Source organism: Nocardia sp. NPDC049935 (assembly GCF_055586645.1).
Window position 1 is genome coordinate 970,935 of sequence record NZ_JBVJHV010000002.1, and the last position, 14,695, is coordinate 985,629.

Below are 14,695 nucleotides of genomic sequence, written 5' to 3' on the forward strand. Positions count from 1 at the left end.
CGGTCGGTGATATCGATCTGCTCGGCGAGTCCGAGCATCTGGATGTGGCACGGCGCTGGGTGAGTTCGGGAGCCGACGCCGCACCGGGCGTGTTCACCGCGGCGGGCGCCGCGGTCGATATCCCGGAAACCGCGACTCTCGCAAGCCTTTTCGAGGCGGCCGCGAGTGAGCATCCGAACCGGCCCGCCGCCCGCGCGGGCGCCGACCGGCTGAGCTACGCCGAACTGGACCGCCGGGCGAATGTGCTGGCACGCCGGCTCATCGAGGACGGCGCGGGGCCGGAGACCCTGGTGGCCGTGCTGCTGCCGCGCTCGCTGGACCTGGTGGTGGCGCTGCTCGCGGTGATCAAGTCCGGTGCCGGATACGTACCGGTGGATCCGAGCTACCCGGCCGAGCGCATCGCCTACGTGCTGGAGGATTCGGCTCCGGCCGTGGTGGTGCTGGATTCCACGGTGCAGGTCGCTCTTCCGGCCGGCCTGTCGCGGGTGATCGTGGACGGATTCGCGGTCGAGGCGGGCGATATCGAGGACGCCGACGACGGCCCGATCACCGACGCCGACCGGCTCGCCCCGCTGCGCCCGGACAACACCGCCTACGTCATCTACACCTCCGGTTCCACCGGCCGCCCCAAGGGCGTGGCGGTGGCCCACCGCAACGTGGTGCGGCTGTTCGCCAACACCGACCGCGATTTCGGCTTCGGCCCCGAGGACGTGTGGACGCTGTTCCACTCCTACGCCTTCGACTTCTCGGTCTGGGAACTGTGGGGACCGCTGCTGTACGGCGGCACCCTGGTGGTGGTCGACTACTACACCTCCCGGTCGCCCGAGCAGTTCCTGGAACTGCTGCGCACCGAGCGGGTCACGGTGCTCAACCAGACCCCGTCGGCGTTCTACCAGCTGGCCGAGGCCGACCGCGTCGCGCGCGCCGACCGTCCGCTGGCGCTGCGCTATGTCGTCTTCGGCGGCGAGGCGCTGGAACTGCGCCGGCTCGCCGACTGGATCGCCCGGCACGGTGACGGCACCGCCGGGCGCACCCGCGCCGTCGGCGACCGGGAGACCGCGTCGCCGCTGCTGGTGAACATGTACGGCATCACCGAGACCACCGTGCACGTGTCCTACCGGGCGCTGGACGCGGCCACCGTCGCGGGCGCGGCGGGCAGCGTGGTCGGCCGGGCGCTGGCCGGGCTGAAGGTCTACGTGCTCGACAGCCGGCTGCGGCCGGCGCCGGTGGGGGTCGCGGGCGAACTGTACGTGGCCGGCGGCCAGCTCTCGCGCGGCTACCTCGGCCGCCCGGATCTCACCGCGGCCCGCTTCGTGGCCGATCCGTTCGCCGAACCCGGCACCGTGGGTACCCGGCTGTACCGCTCCGGCGACCTCGCGCGCTGGAACCGCGCCGGCGAACTCGAATACCTCGGTCGCGCCGACGATCAGGTGAAGGTCCGCGGTTTCCGGATCGAGCTCGGCGAGATCGAGGCGGCGGTCCTGGCGCAGCCGGGGATCGCGCAGACCGCGGTCGTCGTCCGCGAGGACACCCCGGGCGATCAGCGAATCGTGGCCTATGTGGTCGCCGATTCCGAATCCGCGCCCGATCCGGACGCGGTGCGCGACGGCGCCGCGGAACGGCTACCCGCCTATATGGTCCCGGCCGCGCTGGTGCTGCTGGACGCGATCCCGCTGACCGTCAACGGCAAACTCGACCGCCGGGCCCTGCCCGCGCCGGCCGCCCGCACCCGCGGGTTCCGTGCCCCGGCCACCCCGGTCGAGGAAACGGTCGCCGCGGTGTTCGCCGATGTGCTCGGGATCGAGCGGGTCGGCGCCGACGACGATTTCTTCGATCTCGGCGGCAACTCCCTGATCGCGACGCGGGTCGCCGCCCGGATCGCCGCCGCGCTGGGTACCGAGGTTCCGGTGCGGGCGCTGTTCGAGGCGCCCACGGTCGAACTGCTCGCGGCCCGGGTGGAATCACGTACCGGCGCCGCGGCGCGCGCGGCCCTGGTAGCGCGCCCGCGGGAGACCGGCGAACTGGTGCCGCTGTCCTACGCGCAGCAGCGCATGTGGTTCCTCAACCAGTACGACACCGCGTCGGCCGCCTACAACCTGCCGATGGCGATCCGGCTGAACGGCGATCTGGATATCGACGCGCTGAGACTGGCCGTCGCCGATGTGATCCGCCGCCACGAATCGCTGCGCACCCGCTACCCCGATCACGGCGGCACGCCGATGCAGCAGGTCGTGGCGCCCGAAGAGGTCGCGGTGGATCTGCGGCCGGTCGGGGTACCCGCCGACGAGCTCGTCGGAGCGGTCGCCGCGTTCGCGGGCGCCGGTTTCGATGTGGCGCACGAGGTTCCGCTGCGGTTCCGGCTGTTCACCACCGCGCCCGGGGAATTCGTCCTGGTCGTCGTGGTGCACCATATCGCCGGTGACGGGTTCTCCGCCGCACCGCTGACCCGCGACGTGATGGTGGCCTATACGGCCCGCACCCAGGGCAGTGCGCCCGGCTGGCAGCCGCTGGCCGTGCAGTACGCGGATTTCGCGCTCTGGCAGCGTGAGGTGCTGGGCAGCGAGGACGATCCCGAATCGCCGATGGCCCGCCAGGTCGGTTACTGGCAGCGCGCCCTCGACGATCTGCCCGACGAACTCGCGCTGCCGCTGGACCGGCCGCGCCCGGCGGTCGCGTCGTTGCGCGGCGCCACCGTGCGCGCGAGCCTGCCCACCGAACTGGTGGCCCGGCTCGACGGACTGGCCCGCGAGAACGGGGCCTCGCTGTTCATGGTGCTGCACGCGGCCCTGGCCGCGCTGCTGGCCCGGCTGTCCGGGAGCCCGGATATCGCCGTCGGCACCCCGATCGCGGGGCGCGGTGAACAGGCCCTCGACGATCTGGTGGGCATGTTCGTCAACACCCTGGTGCTGCGGACCGCCGTGCATTCGGGCGAATCGTTCACCGATCTGCTGGGTCGCGCCAAACAGGCCGATCTGGACGCCTTCGGTCACGCCGACGTACCGTTCGAACGGCTGGTGGAACTGCTGGCGCCGGAGCGGTCGCAGGCCCGCAACCCGCTGTTCCAGGTGGCCCTCTCGCTGCAGAACAACGAACGCCCGGTCCTGGACCTGGCCGGTCTCGGGGTGTCGGCGCTCGACCTCGAGGAGAACGTCTCCCGGTTCGATATGCAGTTCACCCTGGGCGAGAACGCCTCGGCCGGGATGGATCTGGCGCTGACCTACGCCACCGAACTGTTCGACGAATCCACCGCGCGCGCCTTCGTGACCCGCTGGCAGCGGCTGCTGGCCGCGGTCGCGGCCGATCCGGCGGCCGTACTCGGCGAGATCGAGATCCTCGACCCGGACGAACGCGCCGGGATAGTCGCCCGCACCGGCGGGCCCGGGCTGCCCGGGCGCACCCTGCCCGACCTGATCGCCGAAGCCGTCGCGAAGGATCCGTCGGCGCCGGCCGCGGTATTCCGGGACGAGCGGCTCACCTACGGCGAACTCGACGCCCGCGCCAACCGGCTGGCCCGGCTGCTCATCCGGCGCGGCCTCGGCGCCGAGGATCTGGTCGCGATCGCCGTACCGCGCTCGATGGACTCCTATTTCGCCGAATGGGGCGTCACCAAATCCGGCGCCGCCTTCGTTCCCATCGATCCGACCTATCCGCCCGACCGCATCGCCCATATGCTCACCGATTCCGGGACGCCCGTGGGCCTCACGGTGTCCTCGATGCGTGACGGCCTGCCGGAGACGGTGGAATGGCTGGTCCTCGACGACCTGGACCTGGACGGTTTCGACGCCGCCCCGGTCACCGACGCCGACCGGGTGCGCCCGCTGCGCCCGGCCAATACCGCCTACATCATCTACACCTCCGGCTCCACCGGTGTGCCCAAGGGCGTTTCGGTACCGCATGCGGGTCTGGCGAACTTCGCCGCCGAACAGGTGCAGCGCTACCGGATGGACTCGGGTTCGCGAACCCTGCACTTCTCCTCGCCCAGCTTCGACGCCTCCCTGATGGAGCTGCTGCTGGCGATCGGGCCGGGCGGCACCCTGGTGATCGTGCCGACCGGGGTCTACGGCGGTGAGGAACTCTACGGGCTCATCCGCGCCGAACAGGTGACCCATCTGTTCATCACCCCGGCCGCGCTGGCCACCCTCGATCCCGCGGGGCTGGACAGCCTGCGTGTCCTGGCGGTGGGCGGCGAGGCGTATTCGCCGGAACTGCTCGCCAGATGGGCGGTGCCGCTGGGCGATCCGGGTCTGCCGGACCGGCCGCTGCGCGCGTTCCACAATGTCTACGGTCCGACCGAGACCACCATCGTGGTCAATATCGGTGAACCGCTGTGTCCCGGCGACGCGCTCACCATCGGCGGCCCCAACCGCGGTATCCGGTCGATGGTGCTCGACGACCGGCTGCGGCCGGTACCCGACGGTGTGGCCGGTGAGCTGTATGTCTCCGGTATCCAGGTGACCCGGGGTTACCTGGGCCGGGCCGGGCTCAGTGCCGAACGGTTCGTCGCGAACCCGCACGCGCCCGGGGAGCGGATGTACCGCACCGGTGACGTGGTGCGCTGGGCGGCCCGGGAACTCGACGGCGGGGAGATCGAGTACCGGCTCGAATACGTGGGCCGCTCGGACTTCCAGGTCAAGATCCGCGGTTTCCGTATCGAACTCGGCGAGATCGACAACGCCCTGACCGCCGACGAGAGTGTGGACTTCGCGGTCACCCTCGGCCACACCAGTGCCGCGGGCGCGGTATCGCTGGTGTCGTATGTGGTGGCCGCGCCCGGCCACGCGATCGATATCGCGGCCGTGACGGACCGCCTCGAGGAGCGGCTGCCCGCCTATATGGTGCCGTCCTCGATCATGGTGCTGGACCGCATCCCGCTGACCCCGGTCGGCAAACTCGACCGGCGCGCGCTGCCGGAACCGGTTTTCGCCACCGACACCACCTTCCGGGCTCCGCGGACCCCGCTGGAGCAGACCATCGCCGAGATCTTCGCCGAGGTGCTCGGTGTGGACCGGGTGGGCGTGGACGATTCGTTCTTCGCCCTGGGCGGCGACAGCATCGTCTCGATCCAGCTGGTCTCGCGCGCCAAGGCCCGCGGTGTGGTCTTCACGCCGCGGCATGTGTTCGAACAGCGCACCGTCGCCGGGCTGGCGACGGTGGCCGAGACCGCGGCGGCCGGCGACAGCGCCGCGCCGGTGTTCGCGGAACTGCCGGGCGCGGGTGTCGGCACGCTGCCGCCGACGCCGGTGGTGCGGTTCATGGCCGAGCGGGCCGGCTCGTTCGGCCGGTTCCACCAGTTGATGGCGCTGGAATTGCCGCTGGGCGTGGACGCCGCGACCCTCGAGGCCGTGATCGCGCCGGTATTGGACCGCCACGATATGTTGCGCGCCCGCCTCTACCGCGCGGGCGGCGACTGGGTGGTGGAGACCGCCGAACCGGGCACCGTCGAGGTGTCCACCCGCATCGACCACACCGTGTTCGACGCGGCCGCCGACGACGAGCGGCTGTTCGAGATCGCCTCGGCCGCGGTGGACGCGGCGCTGGACCGCCTGGATCCGGCCGCCGGTGTCGTGGTGCGGTTCGTCTGGCTCGAACCGGATTCCGCCGACCGCGCGGGCCGGTTGATCGTCCTCGCCCACCACCTGGTGGTCGACGGTGTCTCCTGGCGCATCCTGGTGCCCGATTTCGTGGCGTCGGCCGGTGCCCACAGCGCCGGGCGGGCTCCCGAACTGCCCGCACCCGCCACCTCCATGCGCTCCTGGGCGCATGCGCTCGAGGAGAACGCCCGCGGCACGGCCAGGTCGGCCGAACTGGACTACTGGCGCACCGTCGCCGGCACCGCCGATCCGCTGCTGACCGATCGCCGGATGGATCCGGTCGTGGACACCTCCGCGATGATCGATATCCACCGGGTGGAGGTCTCGCCGGAGGTCACCAGGACCCTGCTGACCACCGTTCCGGCGCTGTTCCACGGCGGTGTCAACGACGGTCTGCTGACCGCGCTGGCCCTGGCCACCGCGGCCTGGCGGACGCGCCGCGTACCGGGTGTGCGCGCCGACGACGCGCTGCTGCTGCGGCTGGAGGGCCACGGCCGTGAGGAAGAGGTCGTCCCGGGCGCGGATCTGTCGCGCACGGTCGGCTGGTTCACCGCGATCTTCCCGGTCCGGTTCGAACTGAGCGGGATCGATGTGACGGCCGCGCTGAACGGCGGGCCGGAACTGGGCGCCGCGCTGAAACTGGTCAAGGAACAGCTGCTGTCGGTGCCGGATAAGGGCATCGGGTACGGCCTGCTGCGCTATATGAATCCCGAAACCGCCGGTGAGCTGCCCGCGGACCTGCCGGGCCAGGTGAGTTTCAACTATCTGGGCCGGGTCGCGGAGAGCGAGATCCCGGACGCGCTGCGCGGATTCGGCTGGATCCCGGCGCCGGAACTCGGCGCCCTCGGCGGCGCGTACGACGCCGATATGCCGGCCATGGCGCCGCTGGATATCAACGCCATCGTGGTCGGCGAGGCGCTGACCGCGCGGATCGGCTACCCGTCCACACTGCTGTCGGCCGAGGAGGTCCGCGAATTCGGCGACCTCTGGGTCCGGGCGCTGGAAGCGGTGGCCCGGCACGCCGATTCGGCCGGCGCTGGTGGGCACACCCCGTCGGATTTCGCGCTGGTCCGGTTGGCGCAGCACGATATCGACGGCTTCGAACGGCAGTTCACCGGACCGGTGGCCGATGTGTGGCCGCTGTCGTCGCTGCAGGCGGGGCTGCTCTTCCATGCCCGCCTCGCCGCGCATTCGGTCGATGTGTACACCGCGCAGGCGGTGCTCACTCTCACCGGCCGCGTCGACGCGACCCGGCTGCGCGCCGCCGCCCAGGCGCTGGTGGACCGCTACGAGAACCTGCGCACCGCGTTCGTCACCGATTCCGCCGGTAACCCGATGCAGGTGGTGCTGGACAACGTCCGGGTGGACTGGGCCGAATACGACCGCGCCGCCGCCGGTGACGCCACCGAACTCATCGAAGCCGACCGGTTGCGGCGTTTCGATCTCACCGAGCCGCCGCTGATCCGGTTCACCCTGATCCAGGTCGGCGCAGCCGAATGGCAGTTCGTGGTGTCCAACCACCACATCCTGCTCGACGGCTGGTCGATGCCGCTGCTCATGCGGGATCTGCTGGTGCTGTACGCGGCGCACGCCGACAGCAGCGCGCTGCCCGCCGCCCGCTCCTACCGCCACTTCCTGGACTGGCTCGGCCGCCAGGACCACGCGGCATCGGTGGCGGTGTGGGCGGACGCGCTGTCCGGGATCTCCGAACCCACGCTGCTGACCCGCCCGGACAGCGGCGGCGCCTCCTCGCACGAGATCAACGCGCTCTCCGGTGAATACGAGTTCGGCCTGGACGAGGCCGGGACCGCCCGGCTCACCGCGCTGGCCGCGGATCTCGGCGTCACCCCGAACACCGTGCTGCAGGTGGCCTGGGCCATTCTCATGGGCCGGATGACCAGCCGCGACGATGTGCTGTTCGGCGCCACCGTCTCCGGCCGCCCGCCGCAGTTGTCCGGTGTGGAGACGATGGTCGGCCTGTTCATCAACACCGTTCCGGTGCGGGTGCGCTTCGACCAATCCGAATCGGCGCGTGAGGTACTGGTTCGCACCCAGTCCGAACAGGCCGATCTGCTGGATCACCACTATGTCGGCCTGTCCGATATCCAGACCGCCGCCGGGATGGCCACGCTGTTCGACACCCTGCTGGTGTTCGAGTCCTATCCGGTGGACGCCGAGGGTATCCAGGCGCAGGCCACCGATATCGACGGTATGACGGTCACCGGCCTGGACGCCGCCGATGCCACCCACTACCCGCTGACCCTGGTCGCGGCCATGCACGCGGAGCTGCGGATTCGCGCCGGCTATCTGCGGGATATGTTCGACGAGCAGACCGTGCGCCGGATCGCCGATCGCCTGGTGTGGGTCCTGAACGCCGTCACCACCGATCCCGGCCGCCCGATCAGCGAGATCGACCTGCTGGGCGCGGGAGAGCGCGAACTCGTGGTGTCGCGCTGGAACGCGACCGAGCACGAAGTGGACTCGGCGGCCACCCTGGTCTCGATGTTCACCGCGCAGGTCGCGCGGACCCCGGACGCCCCCGCACTCACCTTCGAGGGGACGACTCTGTCCTACGCCGAGTTCGCCGCGCGGGTGAATCCGCTGGCGCGCTGGCTCATCGACCGCGGTGTGGGCCCGGAATCGTATGTGGCGCTGGGGATGCGGCGCTCCCTCGATCTGGTGGTCGGTATGTACGCCGTCGCCCTGGCCGGCGGCGCGTACGTCCCGCTGGACCCCGACCATCCGGCCGAGCGCACCGAGTACATCCTGAAGACCGCCGATCCGGTGTGTGTGCTGACCTCCGGCGACGATCTGGAGATCGATACCGCGCAGGTGCGGATGGATCTGCTGGATCTGTCCGGTTACCGCGACGACGAGGTCACCGACCGCGACCGCCGGGCCCCCGTGCGCCCGGCCGGTACCGCCTACGTGATCTTCACCTCCGGTTCCACCGGCCGGCCCAAGGGTGTGGCCGTCTCGCACGCGGCGATCGTGAACCGGCTGGTGTGGATGCAGGACCGCTACGGGATGACCCCCGAGGACGCGGTACTGCAGAAGACCCCGTCGACCTTCGACGTCTCGGTGTGGGAGTTCTTCTGGCCGTTGCAGATCGGTGCGCGGCTCGTGGTCGCCAAACCCGACGGGCATCGCGATCCCGCCTATCTGGCCGAGATCATCGAGGCCGAGCGGATCACGGTCGCGCATTTCGTGCCGTCCATGCTCACCGTGTTCGTGGGCGCGCTCACCGAATCGGCCGAGGCCGCCCGCTGCGATTCGCTGCGGATGGTGTTCTCCTCCGGTGAGGCGCTCTCGCCGAAGCCCGCGCAGCGGTTGCGCGAGCTCGCCGGGACCGCGCTGCACAACCTCTACGGCCCGACCGAGGCCGCCGTCGACGTCACCTTCCACGAGGTCACCGACGCCGATACCGTTTCGGTGCCGATCGGCGCGCCCGTCTACAACACCCGTCTCTACGTCCTCGACGATCGGCTGCGGCCCGTTCCGGTGGGTGTCGCGGGTGAGCTGTATCTCGCGGGCGCCCAGCTGGCGCGCGGTTATGTGGCCCGCCCGGATCTGTCCGCGGACCGGTTCGTGGCCAACCCGTTCGACGCCGGGCAGCGGATGTACCGCACCGGCGACCTGGTGGCCTGGACCCCGGCCGGGGAACTGGATTACCTGGGCCGCACCGATTTCCAGGTGAAACTGCGTGGTCTGCGGATCGAACTGGGTGAGATCGAATCCGCGCTCACCGGTATCGACGAGGTCGATCAGGCCGTGGTGGTGCTGCGCGGCGATCCGCATACCGGTGACCAGCTGGTGGGCTACGTGGTGGCCGCGGCGGGCGCGCAGCTCGATATCGAAACCGTCCGGGAGGATCTGTCCGCGCAGGTACCGGCCTATATGGTGCCCGCCACCATCATGGCGCTGGACGCCTTCCCGCTGAACGCCTCCGGCAAGCTGGACCGTAAGGCGCTGCCCGCCCCGGTGTTCGAGGCGGCGGTGTTCCGGGCCCCCACCACCCCGGTGGAGGAGATCGTGGCCCGCACCTTCGCCGAGGTGCTCGGCGTGGAGCGGGCCGGCCTGGACGACGATTTCTTCGCCCTCGGCGGTAACTCGCTCAGCGCGACCCAGGTCGCGGCCCGGCTCTCGGCCGCACTGGATACCGAACTCGCGGTCCGGGAACTTTTCGAGGCCTCCACCGTCGCGGCGCTGGCCGCGCGGGCGGAGAGCCGCGCCGGCGCCGGATCGCATGCCGCGCTGGTGCCGCAGCCGCGCCCGACCCAGACCCTGCCCTCGGGTGAGGTCGTGGAACGGGTGCCGCTGTCGCTGGCCCAGCAGCGGATGTGGTTCCTGAACCGCTTCGATCCCGAATCCGCGGTGGACAACATCACCGTCGCGGTCCGGATGTCGGGCCTGCTGGACCGGCAGGCGCTGCAGGTGGCGGTCGCCGATGTGCTGGCCCGCCACGAATCGCTGCGCACCTTCTACCCCGAGGTGGACGGCACCGCCTATCAGCAGGTGGTTCCGACCGCGCAGGTGATCCCCGACCTGACGCCGATCGATGTCGGCGAGACCGACCTGCCGCGCCGCCTCTCCGAGGTCGTGCTGGCCGGATTCGACGTCACCACCACGGTGCCGTTCCGCGCCCGGCTGTTCGAGATCAGCCCGACCGAGCACGTTCTCGGTTTCGTGGTGCACCATATCTCCGGTGACGGCTTCTCGATGGCGCCGTTCTTCCGCGATGTGGTCACCGCCTACGCCGCCCGCATCGAGGGCGGGGAGCCCGGCTGGCGGCCGCTGGAGGTCCAGTACGCCGATTACGCGCTGTGGCAGCGCCAGGTGCTCGGGTCCGAGGACGATCCGGAATCGGTGATCTCCGAGCAGATCGCCTACTGGACCGATTCGCTGGCCGGGATTCCGGAACAGCTGGATCTGCCCGCCGACCGCCCGCGTCCGGCGATCGCCTCCGGGCGCGGCGCCACCCACCTGTTCGAGATCGACGCCGATACCCATGCCGCGCTGGGCGAACTGGCGCGGGGCCGGGGCGCGACGTTGTTCATGGTGGTGCACGCGGCCTTCGCGGTACTGCTGTCGCGGTTGTCCGGCGAAGCCGATATCGCCATCGGCACCCCGGTCGCGGGTCGCGGTGAACGCGCGCTCGACGATCTGATCGGTATGTTCGTCAACACCCTGGTACTGCGTACCGAGGTCGATTCGGCGGCCGGTTTCGACGAACTGCTCGGCGCGGTGCGCGGTACCGATATCGCCGCGTTCGGGCATGCGGATCTGCCGTTCGAACGGCTGGTGGAGATCCTGAACCCGGTGCGGTCGCAGGCCCGCAACCCGCTGTTCCAGGTGATGCTGTCGCTGCAGAACACCCGCCAGGTGAGTATGGAACTGCCAGGCCTCACCATCGGCGGGGTCGAACTGCCCATCGAGACCGCCAAATTCGATCTGGCGCTGGAACTCACCGAACGGATCGGTGAGCAGGCCGGCGCCGCGGCGGGTATCACCGCCAAATTCGTCTACGCCACCGATCTGTTCGACGCCGATACCGTGGCGAGCTTCGGCCGGCGTTTCCTGCGGCTGCTCAAGGCGCTCACCAAGACCCCGGAGCGCCCGCTGGGCGATCTCCCGATGCTGGAACCCGCCGAGGCCGCGCAGGAACTGCGGGGCTGGCACGGAGTGGGCCGGCCGGTGGATCCGGCGGGTACGGTCGTCGACTGGTTCGTCGACCAGGCGGCCGCGACACCGGAGGCGGTCGCCGTGGTCGACCGGTCGGGTGCCGAACCCGGTGCCACGCTCAGCTACGCCGAATTCGCGGAGCGGGTCGCCCGGCTGGCCCGGCGGCTGATCGAGGCGGGCGCCGGACCGGATACCCGGGTGGCGCTGGGGATGCGCCGGTCGCTGGACCTGACCGTCGCGATCCACGCGGTACTGCAGGCCGGCGCCGCCTATGTGCCGCTGGACCTGGACCAGCCGTCCGAACGCCTGACCTATGTGCTCGATACCGCGGCACCGGTCTGCGTCCTGACCACCGGCCGTGACGATTTCGCGCCCGCGGGGCTGCGCCGCCTGGTGATCGACGAACTGGATCTCTCCGGTTACCCGGGCACTCCGGTGACCGACGCCGAGCGGCTGCTCCCGCTGCGCCCGGACCAGCTGGCCTACGTGATCTTCACCTCCGGCTCCACCGGCCGCCCGAAGGGCGTCGGGGTGTCCCATGCCGCGCTGCATCATCAGATGCGCTGGTTGGTGACCGAATTCGGGCTCTCGTCCGACGATGTGGTGCTGTACAAGACCCCGGCCACCTTCGACGCCTCGGTCTGGGAGCCGCTGGCCCCGCTGCTGAGCGGCGCGCGGACCGTGGTCGCCACGCCGGACGGGCATCGCGATACCGGGTACCTGTCCCGGACCATCGCCGAGGAACGGGTGACCCTGGCGTCGTTCGTCCCGTCGCTGCTGAGCATCTTCGCCACCACCACCGATCCCGCCGGGCTCGGCTCGCTGCGGGCGCTGCTCGTCGGCGGCGAGGCGTTCACCCGGGAATCGGTGCTGGCGTTCCGGCGCCTCGGGGTGCCGAATGTGGCGCTGGTGAACCTGTACGGGCCGACGGAGGTCACGGTCAACTCCACCTACGCGGTGGTGCCCGATTCCGTCTCCGCGACGGTGCCGATCGGCTATCCGGTCTGGAACACCCAGGCCTATGTGCTCGACGCGCGGCTGCATCCGGTGCCCGCGGGCGCCGCGGGCGAGCTGTATCTGGCCGGACCGCAGCTGGCCCGCGGCTACTTCGGCCGCGCGGCGCTGACCGCCGACCGGTTCCTGCCCAACCCGTTCGGGCCCGAGGGTTCGCGGATGTACCGCACCGGTGATCTGGTGGCCCGCGACAGGTCGGGTGCGCTGGTCTACCGGGGCCGTACCGATTTCCAGGTCAAACTGCGCGGTCTGCGGATCGAACTGGGTGAGATCGAGACGGCGCTGGCCGAACACGAATCGGTCGGGCAGTCGGTGGTGCTGGTGCGCTCGGACGCCCATACCGGTGACCGCCTGGTCGGGTACGTGGTGCCCGTGGCCGGTGCCGTCGTGGACCTGGATACGCTGCGCGATCACTTGACCGACCGGTTGCCGACCTATATGGTGCCCGCGGCGTTCATGGTGCTCGACGCGCTGCCGCTGAACGCCAGCGGCAAACTCGACCGCCGCGCCCTGCCGGAACCGGTATTCGCCGCGCGTGAGTTCCGGGCCCCGAGCACCCCGGTCGAGGAGATCGTGGCGAATGTGTTCGCCGAGGTCCTGGGTGTGCCCGCGGACCGCCGGGTCGGCCTGGACGACGATTTCTTCGAACTCGGCGGCAACTCGCTGATCGCGACCCGGGTCGCGGCCCGGCTGGGCGCGGCACTGGAAACCGACGTGCCGGTGCGGATGCTGTTCGAGGCGTCCACCGTGGTGGGTCTGGCGACCCGGGTGGAGCAGGCCGGCGGTGGAGCGCGGCAGGCGCTGGTCGCCGGACCGCGCCCGGAACGGGTCCCGCTGTCGCTGGCGCAGCAGCGGATGTGGTTCCTCAACCGCTTCGACAACCAGTCCGCCGCCTACCACGTGCCGATGGCGGTCCGGCTGACCGGCCGCCTGGATGTGGATGCGCTGCGCGGCGCGATCGGCGATCTGGTGAGCCGCCACGAGGTACTGCGCACGGTGTACCCGGATACCGACCAGGGTCCGGTGCAGGTGGTGCTGCCGGTCGCGGGCGCGGTTCCCGAACTCGCGGTCCGCACTGTCGCCGCCGACGCGGTGACGGGCGCGGTGCTCGAACTGGTCTCGACCGTTTTCGACGTCACCGACGAGGTGCCGCTGCGGGTGGCGCTGTTCGGGATCGAGGGCGCCACCGACGAATACGTGCTGGCCATGGTCGTGCACCACATCTCCGGTGACGGCTCCTCGGTGGGGCCGCTCACCCGCGATCTGATGATCGCCTACGCGGCGCGCGCTGCCGGTGAGACGCCGGGCTGGGCGCCGCTGCCGGTGCAGTACGCCGACTACAGCATCTGGCAGCGGGCCGTCCTCGGCGACGAGGACGATCCGGAATCGCTGGCGCACAAGCAGGTCGCGTACTGGCGGGCCGCGCTGGCCGATCTGCCCGACCAGCTGGATCTGCCGTCGGACCGGCCGCGTCCCGCGGTGCAGTCCTACACCGGTGGCCGGGTCGAGGTCCGGATCGACGCCGAGATCCACCGCGCGCTGCTGGAAGTGGCGCGCGATGAGCACGCCACCCTGTTCATGGTGGTGCACTCCGCGTTCGCCGTCCTGCTCGCGCGGTTGTCGGGGACCGGCGATATCGCGATCGGCACCCCGCTCGCGGGCCGCGGCGAGGCGGCCCTGGACGACCTGATCGGCATGTTCGTGAACACGGTTGTGTTCCGCACCCTGGTCGACGGCGGGCAGTCGTTCACCGAGTTGCTGGCGCGGCAGCGGGAGAAGGACATCCAGGCGTTCGCCAATGCCGATGTCCCGTTCGAGCGGCTGGTCGAGGTACTGAACCCGGTGCGGTCCACCGCGCGGCATCCGCTGTTCCAGGTGGGCCTGTCGTTCCAGAACCTGGCGTCCTCGACGCTGGAACTGCCCGGACTCACCGTATCCGGGGTGGATATCGACACCGAACTCTCGCAGTTCGACCTGCACCTGATCGTGGGGGATACCTACGACGACGCGGGCGCGCCCGACGGGATCGGCGGCTACCTCACCTACGCGACGGATCTGTTCGACCACGCCACCGCCCAGGGTTTCGTGGATCGGTTCATCCGCCTGCTCGGCGCCGTGATCGCCGATCCGGAAACCGCGGTCGGCGATCTCGAATTGCTCGCCGCCGGCGAACGCGACACCGTGATCGCGGCGCGTAATGCGACCGCGCGTCCGGTCGATACCGCGGCCACCCTGGCGGCGCTGCTGGCCGCCACGGTCGCCTCCGCTCCCCGGGAGGTGGCCCTCGTCGCCGACGACGGGTCGCAGGTGACCTATGCGGAGTTGGACGCGCGGGTGAATACGCTGGCGCGGCATCTGATTGCGCTGGGTGTGGGTCCGGAGGACCGGGTGGCGCTGGCGTTGCGTCG

1 protein-coding gene (running past one end of the window) is annotated in these 14,695 nt (G+C 70.6%); it reads left to right on the forward strand.

Annotated features, from left to right (window positions below; all coding sequences use genetic code 11):
• Nucleotides 1-14,695, forward strand: part of the annotated coding region (locus tag ACZ6SF_RS12850; RefSeq protein WP_466062215.1) for a non-ribosomal peptide synthase/polyketide synthase (this coding region is incomplete at its 3' end). Its footprint begins 14,206 nt before the window's first position; 14,695 of its 28,901 annotated nt are in view.